At 59.8% G+C, this 18085-nt stretch carries 14 protein-coding genes and 5 pseudogenes; 9 read left to right on the top strand and 10 right to left on the bottom strand.

The features are described from left to right. The first annotated feature begins 361 nt into the window (after nt 1-361). The 3 genes from P3T23_RS00095 (at nt 362) to P3T23_RS00085 (ending at nt 2482) form a co-directional block, all read left to right on the top strand. Nucleotides 362-517, top strand: coding sequence for a hypothetical protein (locus P3T23_RS00095; protein ID WP_429314180.1), 156 nt, complete (start codon nt 362-364; stop codon nt 515-517). A gap of 171 nt (nt 518-688) precedes the next feature. After that, nucleotides 689-889, top strand: a complete 201-nt coding sequence (locus tag P3T23_RS00090; protein ID WP_429314179.1) for a hypothetical protein — start codon at nt 689-691, stop codon at nt 887-889. A 462-nt stretch (nt 890-1351) separates the two neighbouring features. Then, nucleotides 1352-2482 (top strand): IS110 family transposase, encoded by a 1131-nt coding sequence (locus P3T23_RS00085; protein ID WP_429314178.1) that lies wholly within the window; start codon nt 1352-1354, stop codon nt 2480-2482. Between the two features lie 659 nt (nt 2483-3141). On the opposite strand, the pseudogene P3T23_RS00080 reads toward P3T23_RS00085, so the two are convergent. Next, nucleotides 3142-3756: pseudogene (locus P3T23_RS00080) on the bottom strand (tyrosine-type recombinase/integrase). An 883-nt stretch (nt 3757-4639) separates the two neighbouring features. On the opposite strand from P3T23_RS00080, the gene P3T23_RS00075 reads away from it, so the two are divergent. Continuing rightward, nucleotides 4640-5356: a transposase gene (locus P3T23_RS00075; RefSeq protein ID WP_429314177.1), complete on the top strand. Its 717-nt coding sequence runs from the start codon at nt 4640-4642 to the stop codon at nt 5354-5356. 54 nt (nt 5357-5410) lie between these two features. Here P3T23_RS00075 and P3T23_RS00070 read toward each other — a convergent pair whose 3' ends face one another. Both P3T23_RS00070 and P3T23_RS00065 read right to left on the bottom strand, forming a co-directional pair. Then, entirely contained in the window at nt 5411-5587 is a 177-nt protein-coding gene (locus P3T23_RS00070; protein WP_429314176.1) for a hypothetical protein, read from the bottom strand. A 111-nt stretch (nt 5588-5698) separates the two neighbouring features. Next, entirely contained in the window at nt 5699-6640 is a 942-nt protein-coding gene (locus P3T23_RS00065; protein WP_429314175.1) for a LysR family transcriptional regulator, read from the bottom strand. 103 nt (nt 6641-6743) lie between these two features. On the opposite strand from P3T23_RS00065, the gene P3T23_RS00060 reads away from it, so the two are divergent. From P3T23_RS00060 to P3T23_RS00040, 5 genes and pseudogenes are all read left to right on the top strand, one after another. After that, a complete protein-coding gene (locus P3T23_RS00060) occupies nt 6744-7583 on the top strand; it encodes an SDR family oxidoreductase (RefSeq protein ID WP_429314174.1) in 840 nt (279 codons plus the stop codon). 57 nt (nt 7584-7640) lie between these two features. Continuing rightward, the gene (locus tag P3T23_RS00055) at nt 7641-8114 is read left to right on the top strand and encodes a (2Fe-2S)-binding protein (protein WP_429314173.1); all 474 of its coding nucleotides are present in this window, start codon (nt 7641-7643) and stop codon (nt 8112-8114) included. Nucleotides 8115-8124: 10 nt separating this feature from the next. Next, nucleotides 8125-10371, top strand: a complete 2247-nt coding sequence (locus tag P3T23_RS00050) for a molybdopterin cofactor-binding domain-containing protein (protein WP_429314172.1) — start codon at nt 8125-8127, stop codon at nt 10369-10371. A gap of 22 nt (nt 10372-10393) precedes the next feature. Next, nucleotides 10394-10521, top strand: a pseudogene (locus P3T23_RS00045) (ABC transporter substrate-binding protein); the annotation flags it as partial. 161 nt (nt 10522-10682) lie between these two features. Further along, entirely contained in the window at nt 10683-11588 is a 906-nt protein-coding gene (locus P3T23_RS00040) for an SDR family oxidoreductase (protein WP_429314811.1), read from the top strand. 1229 nt (nt 11589-12817) lie between these two features. On the opposite strand, the gene P3T23_RS00035 is transcribed toward P3T23_RS00040, so the two are convergent. The 7 genes and pseudogenes from P3T23_RS00035 to P3T23_RS00005 form a co-directional block, all read right to left on the bottom strand. Then, complete coding sequence (locus P3T23_RS00035) at nt 12818-13156, bottom strand: septal ring lytic transglycosylase RlpA family protein (protein ID WP_429314171.1); 339 nt, start codon at nt 13154-13156, stop codon at nt 12818-12820. A gap of 400 nt (nt 13157-13556) precedes the next feature. After that, nucleotides 13557-13907, bottom strand: a pseudogene (locus P3T23_RS00030) (tyrosine-type recombinase/integrase); the annotation flags it as partial. A gap of 191 nt (nt 13908-14098) precedes the next feature. Continuing rightward, complete coding sequence (locus P3T23_RS00025) at nt 14099-14566, bottom strand: hypothetical protein (protein ID WP_429314170.1); 468 nt, start codon at nt 14564-14566, stop codon at nt 14099-14101. A gap of 358 nt (nt 14567-14924) precedes the next feature. Further along, nucleotides 14925-15240: pseudogene (locus tag P3T23_RS00020) on the bottom strand (FliG C-terminal domain-containing protein); the annotation flags it as partial. A 516-nt stretch (nt 15241-15756) separates the two neighbouring features. Beyond that, entirely contained in the window at nt 15757-16026 is a 270-nt protein-coding gene (locus P3T23_RS00015; RefSeq protein WP_429314169.1) for a hypothetical protein, read from the bottom strand. A gap of 639 nt (nt 16027-16665) precedes the next feature. Continuing rightward, a complete protein-coding gene (locus P3T23_RS00010) occupies nt 16666-17286 on the bottom strand; it encodes a GntR family transcriptional regulator (protein WP_429314168.1) in 621 nt (206 codons plus the stop codon). 144 nt (nt 17287-17430) lie between these two features. Further along, nucleotides 17431-17991: pseudogene (locus P3T23_RS00005) on the bottom strand (NAD(P)H-dependent flavin oxidoreductase); the annotation flags it as partial. Nucleotides 17992-18085: the final 94 nt, after the last annotated feature.

The raw sequence follows: 18085 nt of genomic DNA, 5'->3' as shown, positions 1-18085 counted from the left end.
GGTGATCGGTTCTGAACCACGTCCCGGCGCGAGCCTGTGCGACCAACTGCCCCACCACACCACAAGGTAGCAAAGCAGCTCAGCGCGCGCTTCGTCATCGAGGCTGTGAGGGACCGGACATAGGTCGATCGGTGCCTGTGCGTAGACCATAGTTTACGCGACTCTTCCTGGCCTCATTGCGCTTCAAATTTGAGGCCGCCCACCCTCGACGCAACCCAAGGTTTGCTTAAGATTCGACGCGCTAGTATTTTATGTGCGAAGGGAGGTGACATGATCTCGGAAAGCGTGGAGACCTACCGTGGTATGAGGATATTCATGAACCTGACGAAAATGAAAGCTCGCTGGACTTGCAACATATGGTATGGAGCGCACAGACGGTGACACCAGCCTGTCGACACCGCCCAGATTGGAGAAAGCGGTTGCCAAGAGCGATACGGCCGCAATTAACCTTGGAATCGAAATGTTGCGCAAGGCAGAGGCGTTGATCGATGAATGGTACGAGAAGGGGAAACGCTGACGCTTGGATCACTCTTCCTGTCGTTCACTTGCATTTTTTGAGCAGGTGCAGGATTCCTTGGGTACCGGTCTCAACCGAATTAGTTTCGAAACACTAATTATTTCTTCATATCTAAAGGACGGCGATATGACTTCGAATTGTGTCGAGACATATCGCGGTTTCAGGATATACATGAGCCTTACGGAAACGGCAGTTCATTGGACCTGCGGCGTATGGTTTGAGCGCGAAGTCGATGACGGCAACAAGCCGACGCTGTCCCGATTCGAGAAAACAGTCGCCAAAGCCGATGCAGGCGTGCTTAACCTGGGTATGGAGCTGTTGCACAAGGCAGAACTGTTGATTGATGACTGGTACGAGAAAGCACATGGCTGAAGTCGCGCGGCAGTCCTCGTGCGCGTGGCGAAGCGTAGCCGCCACCGCGCGCTAGCCATCGCCTTTGCGAGTCCATCTGCCTGCCATAAATCACCATCCCAATAACGCAGTCTGATCTGCGATCCGATCAGCCAGTGACTTTCGTAAAAGCCTTTTCGCACAGGCTTGATCGTGGAAGGGAACCAGGGTGTTCTCTCATCCTGTTGGGTACCGCTCATCAGACGCTCCTCCCTGCACCCAACCAGAATAATACTTCCCACTATTGTCTCTCACCGAACTCACTACATGGTTGCCGTAACAAATGCTGTCGCAACAGGGCGAGGTCCAACTTCGTTAAGACACAATGACTTTCCGTGAGGCAGAGGCTGGCCCGCCGTGGAATCAGACGCGGGTTAGCGTTTCTGCCAGAGCCGCACGGTGTGGACGGCGCCACACCCGGCGATTTCCCCCACGGAGGCCAGCATGGAACACGATAGCACGCTGTACGTCGGCCTGGACGTTCACAAGGACTCGATCACGGTGGCCTATGCGCCCGGCACGGGCGAAGTCGACCTGCCCGGCAAGATCGGCACGACGAAGACGGATATCGATCGCCTGTGCAGGCGTCTTCAATCGAAAGCGCGACACGTACGCGTCGTCTACGAGGCGGGGCCATGTGGCTACGGCCTCTACCGGCAACTGGTCCAGAAGGGATTCGACTGCATGGTGTGCGCCCCGTCGCTGATTCCCAGAAAGCCCTGCGAGCGCGTCAAGACGGATCGACGCGATGCGGTCAAGCTTGTGCGGTCCCTACGGGCTGGCGACCTGTCAGCTGTGCACGTGCCGACCGTCGAGGACAAGGCATTTCGCGATCTTGCCCGTGCATGGATGACGGCCAAAGACGATTTGAGGCAGGCACGGCAGCGGCTCAAGTCGTTTCTGCTTGCACACGATGTACGCTATAGCAGTCACGCCGACTGGGGACCGGCTCACCGACACTGGGTGAGCCAGTATGCGTTCGAGAGCGAATGGCAACAATTCGCGTTTGAGGAACTTCGGCGCACGATTGAAGACCGGCTCGCGCAATGCCAGCGTGTTGACGTAGCCTTGCGTGAGGCAGTGATAAACTGGCGGTTCTATCCGGCCGTCCTGGGCCTGCAGGCCACGCGCGGTGTGCAGTTCATCACCGCCGTTGGAATGCTCGCCGAACTCGGAGATCTGTCGCGCTTTGACCATCCGCGTCAATTGATGGCATGGGTCGGCGTCACCCCGTCAGAGCGCTCATCGGGTGACAAGCGACGGCAGGGAAGCATCACCAAGACCGGCAATAGCTATGCAAGAAAGTTACTCGTCGAGGCTGCCTGGAGTTACCGGCACCCGGCACGTGTAAGTCCCGAAATTCAGCGTCGGCATGAAGGCATTCCCAAGGCCATCATCGATCGCGCGTGGGACGCGCAAGTTCGACTATGTCGGCGATACCGGAGGCTGGCCGCGCGTGGTAAGCATGCGAATACCGCGGCCGTGGCCATTGCCCGTGAACTGTCGGGTTTTATCTGGGGCATCGGGCGTCTGGCGATATCGCTCGCGTTACCTTCTAGCAGAGATGCGACCTGATTACAAAGCACCACGGCGCACACCCATAGATCCACGAGTTTCCTGAAGGCGGCGTAGCCCGGCTACTCGAGTAACCCGCGGCACAACCCCGCAACGGATATCACCCGACTTGCGGCTTAAGAATGCGGCAGGCTCATGAGACGGTCCACTGTAATGCGGTAACCAACCCGCGGATATCAGGATGATCCACCGTCGAGATTTACTGCCACGCCGCCCTCAGGGAGTTCATTCGCGCATGGGCACTGGACACCAAACATTCCGATTGACATGGAAAGTCATGTCAGGGTTATTCGACGCCTGCCTTCATTCACATGGCTGTGAGTGTGCCGCGGCGCGTGTGGGCAGGCGTCGAATAAGCCTTAACGGGAGTGTGAGTTCACTGGCGCAGAAAGCTGCCGCCCGGCTGGTCAACGCCGCCACCGTCGGCAATCCGCGACATTGCCGACGTAAAACCTAGCTTCCGCCAATGCCAGTAATGGCCGAACTGCAATTATGGGTTATCGGGCAGGTTTCTGATGTGGAACAGCCGTTCGGATAAAGGCCTCGTAGGATGGGCGGGCGGCAACAACTGGCGTGGTTTTGCCCGGTGAGAGTTGCGCCAGAAAAAGGCCGCACGAACCCGAACGTAGCGTCGTTTCGTGCGACCGGCCCCGGTGGCGCTAGATTTCAGTCTGCTCCGAAAATCTCAAGCGCGTCGTCGACTTCGATGCCAAGGTACCTGATTGTGCTTTCAACCTTGCTATGGCCGAGCAACAACTGGACGGCCCTGAGGTTCTTCGTGCGTTTGTAAATCAGGGTTGCCTTGGTACGGCGCATCGAATGTGTTCCGTAGACTGTCGGATCAAGTCCCGCCGCTGTTGCCCATCGACGTATCATCCGGGCGTATTGGCGCGTTGAAAGATGTGGGGACGCCGATAACCGACTTGGGAAGAGGTACTGATCCGGCCTCAGAGCAGCCTTCTCAAGCCACGCACGGACCGCCGACCGGGTTGGCTCGGTCAGTTCAAACTGGACGGGGCGCTGCGTTTTCGCTGAACGACCAGCGCCCGCGGCAGAACCTGATTGCCGTGAGTGACATCGCGGACTCGCAGACTGACCAGATCGCAACCGCGCAGCTTGCTGTCGATTGCAAGGTTGAACAAGGCGAGATCACGGACAACATGAGCGTTCTGAAGGTGGCTCCGGATGGCCCAAACGTCCCTGGGCCGCAGCGGTGGCTTCTGGCCGACCAGTTTGCCTTTGTTCCACGCCGCACGGGTTTGTTCGGTTTTCATGACAGACTCCCACAGTGATGATGGGAGTTAGATTGTGTTACCCGGCCTCGACGCCCGCTCTGGGCGGATTTGCCCGAGCTTCACACCTTGCGTGGCTGGGTGTTGCCTCTCACCGATCCGGCGAAACCTTCACCCGAACGGCTGGTCCACATCAGAAACCCGCCCGATGGCCTACAGGTACTTTTCGGCCTGAGCTGTCATTGGGATGGGCTGAGATCTACGTCAGCAATGTAGCAGATTGCTGACGGCGACAGCGTTAAGCAGGCGGACAGCAGCTTCCTGCATCGGCGAACTCACACTCGCCACCCACTTCTGCCGTTCGGACCAGCGCTACCGCGAGGACTGCTTCCAGGATGAAACGGTCGCTGGTATTTTCGAGTCGCAAGGCAGCAATCTGCAACGCGTACTGGAAGACATGTTCATCCCGTCCCCGAACAAGATCACCGCCGCGACTGCCCGGCGCGGCAGCGGTGCAATCGCCCAACAATCAACGCGACGGCGGTCGCCATGCGCACGCCGTCGCGCTGCAATGCGGCCATCGACTCGCGTGTCGCGGTCGAGCCTTTCGCCCGCGCGACAGCAATCACATAGGAAGCTCGTGGAGACCAGGGACGCTTCGACCGCTGTACCGTCGTGCTGCCTCATGTATTGGTGCCGGATGGCGCGCAGGCAGAGTCTGGAGGTGTATAGCGCGGTGCTGCTATTCAGCGGTGGCATAAGAGAGATGCTGGCTGCGATCGGCAAATCAACGAAAAGAGGCCAGAAAAAAGGCCTATTCGTGATGCAAACGCACGCACATGACCCATAGAATTTCGTTACGCACCGTCACGCGTCCGATACCTGTCGGATCGCTTTCTCACATCGGATTTCCGGTTAATTCAGCATGACACGGCTTGCACGGCACTACGTCCCAGAACAACCGCAGCACGTTATCTTGCAGGGGCTCACGGGGCCCGCATTCCTGGACGAAGGAGACTACCTGTACTTCCTCGCCTGCCTGGCAGACGCAGCGCGCGTCGCCGATCTGGCAGTCCACGCGTGGGTACTCATGCCTGACGCGGTACAGTTCCTCGTCACACCTTCATACGAGTCGAGCGTGGCCATCGCGATGCAGGCGGTCGGCCGTCGCTACGTCGAGACCTTCAACCGCCGCCATGGACGCCGCGGTTCGGTGTGGCGTGGCGGATACTGGGCAACAGTGATTGAGCCCGACCGGTATTTCCTGCTCGCGAGCCAGGTCATCGATCATGCGCCGGTGCGCAACCGCCTTGTGGCAGAGCCGGGAAACTACCAGTGGTCTAGCTTCACGCATCACATCGGGCTGCGTGTCGATAGCTTCATCAAGGACCATCCACTCTACCGGTCGCTCGGCAATACACCGTTCGAGCGCCACCAGGCTTACCGCGATTTGGGCGCACAACCCCTTGACGAACTCGAGGTCAATAACCTGATGCAGTCGACGCTCAACGGCTGGGTGCTCGGCAGCGCCGCGTATTGCGAGTGGGCGGCGCAGACAGCCAACCGGCGGTTGATGCCCCTGCTGCTGCGCGACCGGCCGCCCAAGGTTCGCACGACAGGCGTCCTCGCACACGTGGGCTAATCAAAAGAAAAACAAGCAAGGAAACCTTGCTTGTTTGAGAGATGCTACGCCAGGTCAGAGCGTTTCAATCCGCTCGGCCGGTGTCGCGAACCCACCCTGCCCATCGCGTTCATCCCCGAACGCGGTGGCTGCACTGGAATAGGCGGCCACGTCGACCTCCCCGCTCAAGACACTCGAACGCATCACGCGACAGTCGGCAACCTTGCCGTCGCGATCCTCGGGTTCGATCAAGACAACGAGATCTCGATTACGATGGAAAGTGTCAAAAAGACGGACGGACTACGGAAAGCGAATTTGTCGGACCGACGCAGACTTTCGGTCGCCGAAAAAATGGGCGTACTACTACACGTCTGTCGCGGGCACGGTTGCTGACATTCCAGTCGTCCCGGGGCTGGAATGCGCCAGCACGTAGTTTACCAGGGCCTTCAGCTTGGCAGGCTGCTGGCGTCTGCTCGGGTAGTACAGGTAGAACCCGGGGAAAGTCGGTGAGAAGCTCCTCAAGACGCGTTTCAACTTTCTGGCCCGGATGTGAGGAAGCGCGAGCTGCTCGAACGTGTACGCCAGTGCAATGCCATCCAGCGCAGCCTCAACCGAGAACAACGAGTCGCTGATCGTGAGATTGCCGCTGATCTCGTATTCGACGATGCGGCCGTCGACCTCGAGTTCCCACTTGTGAATGGCCCCGCTGCCGGAAAACCTGAACCGCACGCAGTTGTGATGGATCAGATCGGAGGGGTGCCGCGGCACGGGATGCTGCTTGAAGTAGCCAGGCGATCCGACGATGGATACGGCAACCGGGCCGCCGAGAGGCAGCGCGATCATATCCTTCTGAACACTCTCTCCCATTCGAATGCCGGCGTCGAACCCTCTTTCGACGATGTCCACGTAGCCCTCGTCATTCGTCAGCTCCACGTGGACGTCCGGATAGGCCTTCAGGAACCCGGCCAGCAGCGGCTGGAGGACCATCGCGGTCGAGATTCGCGCTGCGTTGATGCGCAGGACGCCCGATGGCCGGCCCTGAAGCTCATGAAGCTGCTCTCCGGCCTCCAGCACGTCGCTCAACGCCGGTCCAATCCGGGACAGGTATGCCTGTCCGGCTTCGGTGAGGCTGACGCTGCGCGTGTTCCGGTTGAGAAGCCTGACGCCGAGCCGGGCCTCCAGATGACGAATCGCCTGGCTGAGCGCGGAAGGAGAAACCTCGAGCGCTGCCGCGGCGGCAGAGAACCCGTGGTGCTCCGCGACCTTCCAGAATGCGAGCAGTCCATCAAGCTGATTGAGTCTCATACTTTGAAGAATATCTTCAAAGCGTGTTCAGTACCAGGGCGTTTTTCTTCTAGATCCATCGGCCTAGAGTGAAGGGCATTGAAAAGAACTGGGAGTTTGAGCCATGAGTAAAGTGTGGTTTATCACAGGTGCCGGCAGTGGTATCGGCGCTGGTACGGCCAGGGCCGCATTGAAGGCAGGTGATCGAGTCGTTGCCACAGGCAGGAACCTGGCCAAAGTGGGCAATGCCCTGCGCGACCTGGCCGGCGAGAACCTGGAGGTCCTCCCGCTGGACGTCTCCGACGAGGCCCAGGCAACGGCCGCGGTCGAACAGGCGCAAAAAAAGTTCGGTCGTATCGATGTAGTCGTGAGCAGTGCCGGCTACAGCCTGCTGGGCAATTTCGAGGAATTGGGAACGCAGGACATTCAACACCTGTTCGCGACGAACTTCTGGGGCGTGAGCAATGTGATGCGGGCAGCGCTGCCGGTCATGCGCAAGCAACGCTCCGGAAACATCATCAACGTCAGTTCCGTGGCGGGCGCTGTCGGTCTGACGCACTGCGGCGCCTACAGCGCGAGCAAGTTCGCCGTCGAGGGCCTTTCGCTCGCTGTGGCGGAGGAGGTCGGAAAGTTCGGCATCAAGATCACGGTGGTCGAGCCAGGATTCTTCCGCACGGATCTGCTGGACGCAGCTAACGCCAAATGGCCGGACAAGCGCATCGACGATTACGCAGCCGCCGAGGTCAGCGCCGAGGCGATGTGGTCTCCCTACGCCGGCAAGCAACCGGGCGATCCGGACAAGCTCGGCCAGGTCCTGGTAAAGCTTGTGGGCATGGATACTCCGCCCCTCGTGTTCGTGGCGGGAAGCGATGCACTGGCGGTGGTCGGGCCGGCAGTAGAGGCTCGATTGAAGGCAGTGCACGCCTTCGAGGCGCTTTCCAGGTCGACGGACGGCAGCTTCTGATCGCGAGGCGAGTCGCACTTGCCACGACACAGCTAACCTGCGAAGGACTAACCCATCATGAGCACGCTCCATGTCAACGGTGGTGAGCACACGGTCGACGTCGCCCCGGACACCCCCATTCTCTGGGCCTTGCGCGACACGCTGGGCATGACCGGCACGAAGTTCGGCTGCGGCGCCGCGCTGTGCGGCGCCTGCACCGTGCATCTGGACGGGCAGGCCATCCGCTCCTGCATTACGCCGATCTCGGTGGCCCAGGGCAAGCAGATCACTACCATCGAAGCCACCACCGATGGCAGCGACAAAGTCGGCGCCATCGTGCACGCAGCCTGGGTCAAGCACGACGTAGCCCAGTGTGGCTACTGCCAAAGCGGCCAGATCATGAGCGCCACGGCGTTCCTGAAGTCGTTGCCCCGCGGCAAGCAGCCTACCGCCACCGAGATCGACGCGGCCATGGCGGGCAACATTTGTCGCTGCGGCACCTATGCCCGCATCCGCGCCGCGGTGGCCGACGCCGCCAGGGCCCTGGCCTGAAGGAGCCACCATGTTGCCTGAATTCGACTACAGCGAAATGCCGCGCGCCCTGCAGCGCCTGCTGAGCGGGGGCCAAGCCGACGAAGCCGCCAGGATGCCGCGCCGCAGCTTCCTGAAGCTGGCGGGTGCCGGCGGTCTTGCGCTTGGCGTCTTTCCCTACCTGGCCATAGGACAAACCAGTAGCACGGCCCAGGCGGCCAGCGCCCTCAAGCCGACGCAACAGCCATCGGCCTTCGTGCAAATTGCTCCTGGTGGCGAGGTCACGGTGACCATCAACCGGCTGGAGTTCGGCCAGGGTGTGCAAACCGGCTTGCCGATGATCCTGGCAGAGGAGCTCGACGCGGACTGGAACCTGGTGCGCAGCCGGCAGGGCTCGAACGACTCCGCCTACGTCGACCCGCTCTTCGGCATTCACCTCACCGGCGGTTCCCAGTCGATCAAGAACAGCTTCACGCAGTACCGCGAGCTCGGCGCGCGTGCCCGGGCCATGCTGCTGTCCGCGGCGGCAGCGCGCTGGAACGTGGACGCGGCCATGCTACGCACGCAGGCTGGGACCGTGCTGGGCCCCGGTGGTCAGAAGCTGAGCTACGGCGAACTGGCCGAGGCCGCCATGGCCCTGCCTGTGCCCGAGAAGGTCACGCTGAAGAACCCCAAGGATTTCCGCATCATCGGCCGCCCCACCACGCGCCTGGATGCTCGGGCCAAGAGCAGTGGACATCAGGACTTCGGCATCGACACGCACCTGTCCGGCCAGCTCACCGCCGTGGTGGCGCATCCGCCTGTGTTCGGCGCGCGACTGACCACGGTAGACGACAGCGCCGCCCGCGCCATCAAGGGGGTTAAGGCTGTGCTGCGCGTGCCGCTGGATCGCGGTGGCGAAGGTGTAGCCGTGGTGGCCGGCGGCTATTGGCCGGCGAAGCAGGGGCGTGATGCGCTGAAGCTGCAGTGGGACACGGCCTCGGTCGAGAAGGTGGACAGCGCACGGTTGCTGGCCCAGTACCGCGAGCTGGCCATTCGCCCGGGTCCGCGCCAGCTCGACGCCGATATGACGCCGCTGACCGCTGCCCCGCATCAGCTGGAAGCCGAGTTCGTGTTCCCGTACCTGGCCCACGCGCCGATGGAGCCGCTGAACTGCACTGTCCAGCTCTCTGACGGGCGCGCCGAGCTATGGGTGGGCACCCAGTGCGCCGGTCTGGACGGTGTCGCGGCCGCGCGTGTGCTGGGTCTCAAGCCCGAGCAGGTGAAGGTGCACGTGCAGATGGCGGGCGGCGGATTCGGCCGGCGCTTCGTGGGTACGAGCGATTACGTGGTCGAAGCCTCCGAGGTGGCCAAGGCCGTCCGTTCTGCTGGCCTGAACGCGCCGGTGCGCACGCTCTGGAGCCGCGAGGACGACATCAAGGGCGGCTACTACCGCCCCATGCATCTGCACCGCGCACGCATCGGCTTCGACGTGCGCGGCAACGTGCTGGCCTGGGACCATGTCATTGTTGGCCAGTCCATTACCTCGGGCACGGTATTCGAAGAATTCCAGGTGAAGAACGGCATCGACGCCACGGCCACGGAGGGCATGCGTGGTCCTTACCCGTTGCCGATGCGCCTGACCGTGCACCACCCCACGCCCAACGTGCCAGTGCTGTGGTGGCGCAGCGTGGGTTCCACCCACACTGCGTTCGTGATGGAGACTTTGCTTGACGATATCGCACGCGCCACGAAGCAGGATCCGGTGGCTTACCGCATGCGCCTGTTCGGCGACAAGCATCCGCGCCACCGCGCTGCGCTGCAACTGGCGGTCGACAGGAGCGGCTATGGCAAGAAGCAATTGCCGACCAGCCGTGCCTGGGGCGTGGCCGTGCATGAGTCCTTCGACTCGGTGGTCGCCTACGTGGTGGTGGCCTCGGTGCGAGAGTCGCGTCTCGTGTTGCATAGTGTCACAGCCGGGGTGCATTGCAACCTGGCCGTGAACCCGCGCAGTGTGGAAGCCCAGGTGCAGGGCGCGGCGGTCATGGGGCTGTCTATGTGTCTGCCTGGCGCCGCCATCACATTGAAGGACGGCGAGGTGGAGCAGAGCAACTTCGGCGACTTCACCGTGGCCCGCATCACCGACATACCGGAGTTCGATGTCCACATCGTGCCCAGCGCCGATGCACCCACCGGCATGGGTGAACCCGGCCTGCCACCGCTGGCGCCGGCGTTTGCCAACGCCATCGCACGGCTGACCGGCAAGCCGCAGCGCCAGTTGCCGTTCAACCTGGCCTGACCCGACACAGTCAGCGGCGGGTATCCGCCCAGATGGAAGCATGATTCACGATATGTATCTGAAGCGGGTTAAAACGCCTGCCGGGCCACTATCCGTGGCGAGCAGGCCTTTACCACCAAGGCAGAGACGCGCTGCAAACTATGGAATTAATTTCTCGTATTTTAGGTCTTTGAAGGTACTAATTTGCAAGCAAAGCTCGGACTGTGATCGAGCAACATGATTGCACCTGCAGCCGATTCATGGAGTTCCTTCTTTACGGAACAATCGGCACCAAAGGCCGGGCGCCCGCATCGCCGATTCGGAGTGACGAAATGAAGGACCGCGTAAATGAACCAGTCAGTGCCCGCTACCGTTCGGTGTTTCGACTGGGCCTGTTTGACGGAAAAGTTGTGATGGTAACCGGTGCTGGAAGTGGCCTTGGTCGCTGCACGGCGCATGAGCTTACCTCGCTGGGCGCGACACTGATCATGGTCGGACGGAATCCGGACAAACTGACTGTGGTTCGTGACGAGCTTAATGTGGACTATCCGGAAAGTGCGGACCGAATCGGCTTATATTCTTGCGATATTCGCGATGAAGCCAGCGTGAAACAGACGGTTGCGGCGGCTCTCGCGGACTTCGGTCGCATCGATGGCCTGTTTAACTGTGCCGGCGGACAATTCCCGGCAAAGCTGGAAAGAATCTCACTGAATGGCTGGGACGCTGTAGTGCGTAACAACTTGCACGGGACATTCCTCATGTCGCGCGAGTGCTTTAGCCAATGGATGGCGGGGCACGGTGGCGCGATCGTGAATATGCTCGCGGATATTTGGGGGGGCATGCCCGGGATGGGTCATTCGGGTGCCGCACGGGCGGGTGTTTGGAATTTGACCGAGACGGCAGCCTGTGAATGGGGGCATGCCGGCGTTCGGGTGAACGCCGTGGCGCCGGGATGGATCGCCTCCGCAGGCATGGACAGCTATAACGAAGAATACCAGGCACTGCTTCGCCAATTGAAGCATAAAGTGCCGCTTCAACGTTTTGGTACCGAATCTGAGCTCGCGAGCGCTGCGGTTTTCCTACTCTCGGAGGCATCGGCCTTCATTAACGGTACAGTGATCCGCGTGGACGGCGGGGTTCCCAACGCCCGACATTCCTGGCCGCTCGCCAACGCTGAGCGAATCACCGAATATAACGGGTTCCCTCGCTACGAGCCGCCTAAAGGGCTCCAGGACTAGCACAGAGGTACTTTGGTGGTTGGGGGCGGAGATGAAGCTAGAAGGACAGACGTACGAGAGTGTTACAGCGGACTTTGCCTGAAATATCCACGCGAAGTCAGATAGACATCCAATTGTTCCAATACGGCCTATCACTATTAAAACCCACAAAAGAAAACGCCCGCGTTCTCATCGCAGGCGTTTCCGTGGCCCCGCTACCGCGTCCCCATGGACGATTTCCCGTCCGTTGCTAGATTCAGGACCGGCTTCCGCGCGGCTCTCTTCCAGTATAGGGCACGGATCAGGATATCCAAGCTCGCCTTTCGCCAGCCGCCCGTGCGGTCGCGATCCGCTTGCAGCGATATCAGCCGGCCAGACCTCCGGGGCATGCCTCATGCGTCACGTATCGCTGCCAGGTTGCGAAAGGCAAGCCCGCGTTGGCACTGGATCGCTCCGATCGTAGGCGCGTTGACATTTTGGGCCTTCGGCCTTCCCGACTATCGCGACCGTTTGCGCAATGCCGACCTTTCACCCCAGTGGCAGACACGCTACACCGACCTGGTTGGTCATCTTAAAAGAAACATCTCTGTAGTTCGAACCGATACGTTATGGGCGGCGGGGTTGCACGACGCCAATGTAGATTTTGATGTTCCTGCTTTCCCGTACTGCGCACCTTCGGGAACCGTGGGCGGCGCTGATACGATCTACGCATCCACCTTTTCGCTCTGGGATCCGACTAACAAGGAGATTCTCCACGAGGACAGAAAATATTATGTTCTTGCAGTTCCGTTACCGGCGCCCGGACGATACTCCATAGCCGTGTGGCAGCCATAACATATGGGAGGGGCCCGCTTATCCAGTCAAGGCGGACGCACACGTCTAATGCTGGGACCGGACACCATCTGAGCCAGCGCCCCGAACGCCTTCCGGATATGCACAACATCCATACACCGGCAAATCCGGGACGATTTTGGCGATTGACGAAGCCCGGTTTCCGCTCGGCGGCCGAGTCTGTCCCGGTGAGGTAACAGCCGAAAACATTGGGGACATCATGATGGATCTGTTGCAGGCTTTTGTGGAAGTGGATCTGTTGGAAGAAACGCGCGCAGCCGCCATTCGCATCTTCCGCTCGCTGCCACGAGATGAGACGACGTTGGAACGTTTCGCCCAGACCGGTCGTGACGAACCTCTGCTACGCAGTCTTGCCGATGCCTTGAGCAAGCAACTTGCTCAGAGCACCGTCCAGGACTTCACCGCTCTGTCGTCAAGGTTCCGCCCTCGACCGACCCCGTCTGTGTCTTCTCCACACGTTCAATCTGCACGCGCATCGACCGCGCGTCTGGCAAACCCAGGGCTTCCGCCGCAGCGTAAGAGAGATCGATAATCCGGCCTTTGACGTATGGTCCCCGATCGTTGATGCGAACGGCAACCGACTTTCCGGTAGCCGACGATCTGACGCGCACATAGCTGCCGAGCGGTAATGTTCGATGGGCGGCAGTCAAGGCGCCGCCATCGTAGCGTTCTCCGTTTGCGGTCAGATGTCCCTGGAACGTTGCCGAATACCATGACGCCTCGCCGGATTGCAACATCTCGTGCTCGTGCCGAGGGCGACAGGAATCAGCTCTGCACGCAGCATACCTGGACGGAATCTGTCCGCAAGCAGTGAACAAAGCGCAGATTCCCAATATTCCCAAATAGCGAAGTGATAGCACCATAGACCACCCGTCAGTCAATGAGACGTGGTTCTAACGGTCTCCAAAAGTTCGCGTTGGCGGCGTGCCCGGGTTACGTAACACCTTAACAATATTCTAGGTGACACGCGACGCCCCTGAAAGTCCGACCCTCATTTCGTTGCAGGGGGCGTCGATCCGATTGGCACAGGCCTTTAGATGCGTATTGGCGTCGTCGCATATGGTCCAACATGTATTGCCGACAGCAAATTCCTTTGCCTCTCAGATCTAAATCCCATCTCGACTTAATTCGGCATTCGTCGGTCTGCTCGGACATTTCGAGTGCAACATCGACATCGATACCCAGGTACCGGACCGTGCTCTCCAACCGGGAATGACCAAGCAAGAGTTGCACCGCCCGCAGATTTTTCGTGCGCCGGTAGATCGGCGAAGCCTTCGTGCGCCGCATGGTATGCGTACCGTATGCCGTATCGCCGAGCCCGATCGTGGCGACCCTTCGATGCACGATGCGGGCGTACTGGCGTGTCGAAAGATGCGGTGACCCGCCAGGCGGCTCGGAAGCGAACAGGAGGATGTTCCAGGCTGCCAGGGCACCATCAGCGGATGGGGCTGATGTCAAACAGGCTGCGCGACCAGTCGTCATTTGAACCGCACACGGTGCGATCTGCGTCTCACCGGTCAACGTCGGCGCAGCAGGAACGAAAGACCGAACGTGCCTTCCGGCGGCAGTCAGTGCCGTAATGGGGCGGTATTCCCTCGTTTCTCATTGCGGATGTTCGCGCAGTGAGGAACTTCAAACATACATGTCGTTGGCTTTGAGTCGAGCATCGCTGCCATGACTCACTCTATCTTTTCCGGCTCCGCCCGAACCTTGTCCTCGATCGCACTAACGCAGTTCGTGAACTGGGTGCGAAGCCCTGTAGAGTTGACGATCGGAGGAGCGAGGCCGTCCGATGTGACGGTCCATCCGCTGGACGTACGGACGACATCGAGATCGAAGGACTCGGCCGACTTGCTCTCCAGGATCACGGACTCACGAAAATGACCGCTCGCTGAACGGATGATCGCCTGGCATCCCTGCTGGAGCCGGGCTGGGGGATGAGCGTACCCACCGACTGGGCCGCCGCTATCAGGGGCTGCGCTGTACATCCGGAACGACTCGAACTGTGGTGGCATCCCGGCAGCGACAAACTTGACGTCGGAATCTGAAACGCCGTCGCTGCATCCGGCGAGGACACCGACCAAGGCCGCCAGCGCGATGAGGTTGAAAATGTCCCAGAAGGTGCGCACGTAGCGCGTGCGTCGCATGGTTGCTTCTGCGACTCGCCGGCAAGGAACGAAAGGGTTGCCTACCGGTTCCTTGTATTCAGGGGTGTCGGGAGAGAGCGCTGTAGACGACTCCTTCCTCAACTCGTCTACGGTCGGCATGGTGGCATATTTCCGTTGTAGCATCGGCTCATTCAAGTATTGAGTTATAGACATCGTCGTCTGCTCAGGGAGGTCAGCCCATCAAATCCTCCAGAAGACGCCTGATTGCGCAATCCGCGGCGGGTACAGATTCAGCGATTCAAACCATTCGCCCCACGGTCTCAATTCGGAGGCGAGTCCATCTTGACCCACTTTTCGTTCGACAGCACTGCTCAGGATGTTCACGCGGTGAGGCATGTCAGACATACATATCGTCAGCGTTGTCACCAGGCGCTATCTCGCCGCTTCCGGCAAGGTCGCGTACGACCTGCAGAACTTTTGCGCTGCTGTGCTTCGCCTTCCGATAGGCGCACCGGGCCGCGTGTGCCCATATCTTCGGAAAACAGTTCAGCCGCACGTTGCGACATATTCGCCATGAATTTCTGACGCAACTTGGGCGGCCCGACCGTCAGTGCGATGACCAGTGTCTCCGTGCCAACTTCCCTGAGCAGCAGCCGTATCGCGCGATCATCAAGTTCGACCAGTTTCTCGAACGTGAACATCTCGTCGAACATGATGATTTCCGATAGCTCAGCAGGCGCGTTCGTCGTTAGTGCACCCACAGACACTGCAGACAATCAGACGACGCGACAGTGTCTGACATCGCGCAACGTTGTCTGCGAATTTCTGGCGCGTGACACGCGCCGCAATTGATGCGACTGCGGCGGAGGTCTTCGGCGGAATCGATGCGCTTGCCGCAACGGCAATCGGTTTCAAAGAACCCTAAACCCGTCAGTCATGGTTGATACCTCAAAGACTTTCCGCTCGGGTTATCGTGGACCGCAGCAGACACCTCATTCGGGAGATGTCAGTGGCTTTTTCCATCATCCTTCGCGACGTCATGGCGCTCATGCATCTGCTGGGGCACAACACGCTACATGTGGCGCACCATCCGCTACAGGTAATTTAGCCACACCACCATCAGGACGTAGCTGAGGACGAAGAGCCAGCTCAGAGTGCGATTAGGCCATGGCGACATCGGCTTTCTCCATCGATACCGGGTGGTGAGTACGTGCGCTCATTTCGCGCTGTCACGCCGGCTCGGCAGCAGTCCACTGCGTCCAGCGGCTTTGTCCATCTGCGTCGGTGACGCGCAAGGCGCGGGAGCCGTCGGTGAACGTCAGGCATTCAACGCGAAGACGCCGGTCTGCGTCAGTACCATGTGCGTGGACATCACCGCCTTCATGCCTGAAATGCAGCTTGCCTTCCTGCAAGAGGTCCAGCGATGACTGATCTCCTGGGTATGCACGTTTACGGTCCCACCGGTTCAGGAGCGTCGCGGCAATTTCGGCGTCGAACATGTTGAAATTTCCTCAGCGGGCAGATAAGGATGTCAGCCCGAAGCCTATAGAAGTGTGTCTTGGCCGCCTTGAAACGCGCGATCGCGCCCGGGTATCGACGCTCTGCTCGTTCGATGCGCCTGGTGCAACAACCATACGTCGAATCCCTTGATCGCGGTCAAACAGACGAGGTTTGGGAGCAATGGCAGCCACAGTCTTTGGGCAAACGTTTGCTTTTCCATCTTCGACCCGCCGTCACGGTATGAATGAAGTCAACATGTATTACGGCGTCCATTCCGATATTTTGACAGGGGTAAACCCTGTGCCAGCATGCCATCCGCATGGGAGCCCAGACCGTGCAGGTCTATTTCTGAACCGCATGCGCTTCGCTGGCGTAAGAAGACGCCGCGGGCCCAGGCAACTTACTCGACCGGCAACATCGGGGTCCACTCATGCTCAACACCCACACTTCCACTGCGGCGGCTGCAACGTCATCCCGTGCCGCCCCTTGTACGCGGCCACCGCAGGCGAGGTCCATCCCTCCAGCATCTGCGGAGACTCCTTCATAAGACATACGGACAGGCTGCGCTTGTTACGCGCTGTTGCCTGTTTGAGCGGTGGCCTGAATCGATGAATGAAGCTGGAATGAGGAACAACGAATCAAAGGTAATCGAGTAGCGCGTGTTCCGATTGCTTCAGATAATCGGCGAGCGCGGCGCTGGCTTCAGCGGTGCGCCCGCTCGCGATCAGCTCCAGAATCTGCTGATCCTTCGCAATCCAGGGACGCTGGAAGCGCCGCTCGTCAGGGGCGGAGGCGAACACGAGACGCAGTTGCGCCAGAATCGTTGTGAAGAACGTGTCGAACAGCGGGCTGCCGAGCAACTGCACGATGCGCCGGTGAAACAGCAGGCTGTAGGTGCCGACGCTGCGCCAGTCGCCTTCGTCCGCGGCCGCTTGCGCGTGCACGACTGCGTCGCGCATCGCCGCGATTTCATCTTCCTCGATCGGGTCCTCGCGCAAGAGGGCTTGCAGTTCGAGCGCGCGCCGCACCCGATAGATGCCGCGCACATCGTGGCGCTTCAGGGTGCGCACGATCACGCCACGATGCCGGTAATGCACCGCGAGCCCTTCGCGGCACAAGAGACGCAGCGCTTCCCGCAACGTGTTGCGCGAGACGTCGTGCGCCTGGGTCAGATCGTTCTCGACGAGTGCGGTGCACGGTGGTAATTTCCCTTCAATGAATGGAGTGTGAGCTTGAACGCTTGCGACCAGGATCCTCAAATGATCGCGCCGGGATGCGAGCGCGGGAGCCGATGGAAGACCAGTGGGGCGCTGCCCAATGGCCGCCAGTATGATATCGAATCACTGAACACCGTTCGCGAACGTCGGGTTTGTGGGTGCAACGGTCATAGAACTATCGCCGCATCATCCCAGAACATCCTCAACAAAGCCCTGGTTCGGCTTGTCTACGCTTGTGCCATCGAGCATTGATCGGAGCCTTGCCCCGATCAGTGTCTTCGCCTCGTCGATGATATTGTCGATAAGTGCTTTTACGGTCGGAACATCGTGAATCAAGCCGGCAACCATGCCGCAGCTCCAGGCGCCGGAATCCAACAAGCCGTTGCGCATTACTTTAGGATAAACACCCGCCACCTGGTCAATGATGTCTTCGATACGAAGATTGTTTCCCTTCTCGCGTTCAATCTCCAGAAGACGTTCCACACCTGCATTGTTGAGCACACGCTCAGTATTTCGCAGACCACGCATGATCAGCCGCGTGTCCAACTCGGATGAGGTAACAATCGCCATTTTCACGTTCTCATGGACCGGCGCTTCTTGCGTAGCAACGAATCGTGTGCCCATGCTGATGCCTTCAGAGCCCAGCGCGAGCGCAGCCACCAAACTGCGTCCGTTAGCCATGCCACCGGAAGCAATGATTGGAATAGCCAACTCGTCTGCCGCACGTGGCAGCAAGATCATATTCGGGCGGTTTCAAAGGGGAAGCGCAACAGGGGGTTAATGAACGGAAGCTGAAGTGATCGAAGCGGTTTTGAGCATACGTTCGAAGACCTCGAATGGG

The sequence above is a fragment of the Paraburkholderia sp. GAS448 genome (assembly GCF_050435685.1).
Lineage (GTDB): Bacteria > Pseudomonadota > Gammaproteobacteria > Burkholderiales > Burkholderiaceae > Paraburkholderia.
The sequence above is the reverse complement of the archived record's forward strand: the minus strand, read 5'-3'. Positions and strand labels throughout refer to the sequence as shown.

Coding starts and splice junctions, on each gene's coding strand:
- P3T23_RS00095 (WP_429314180.1), top strand. CDS start 362: ATGGAGCGCACAGACGGTGACACCAGCCTGTCGACACCGCCCAGATTG.
- P3T23_RS00090 (WP_429314179.1), top strand. CDS start 689: ATGAGCCTTACGGAAACGGCAGTTCATTGGACCTGCGGCGTATGGTTT.
- P3T23_RS00085 (WP_429314178.1), top strand. CDS start 1,352: ATGGAACACGATAGCACGCTGTACGTCGGCCTGGACGTTCACAAGGAC.
- P3T23_RS00075 (WP_429314177.1), top strand. CDS start 4,640: ATGACACGGCTTGCACGGCACTACGTCCCAGAACAACCGCAGCACGTT.
- P3T23_RS00065 (WP_429314175.1), bottom strand. CDS start 6,640: ATGAGACTCAATCAGCTTGATGGACTGCTCGCATTCTGGAAGGTCGCG.
- P3T23_RS00060 (WP_429314174.1), top strand. CDS start 6,744: ATGAGTAAAGTGTGGTTTATCACAGGTGCCGGCAGTGGTATCGGCGCT.
- P3T23_RS00055 (WP_429314173.1), top strand. CDS start 7,641: ATGAGCACGCTCCATGTCAACGGTGGTGAGCACACGGTCGACGTCGCC.
- P3T23_RS00050 (WP_429314172.1), top strand. CDS start 8,125: ATGTTGCCTGAATTCGACTACAGCGAAATGCCGCGCGCCCTGCAGCGC.
- P3T23_RS00040 (WP_429314811.1), top strand. CDS start 10,683: ATGAAGGACCGCGTAAATGAACCAGTCAGTGCCCGCTACCGTTCGGTG.
- P3T23_RS00035 (WP_429314171.1), bottom strand. CDS start 13,156: ATGTTGCAATCCGGCGAGGCGTCATGGTATTCGGCAACGTTCCAGGGA.
- P3T23_RS00025 (WP_429314170.1), bottom strand. CDS start 14,566: ATGCGACGCACGCGCTACGTGCGCACCTTCTGGGACATTTTCAACCTC.
- P3T23_RS00015 (WP_429314169.1), bottom strand. CDS start 16,026: ATGTTCGACGCCGAAATTGCCGCGACGCTCCTGAACCGGTGGGACCGT.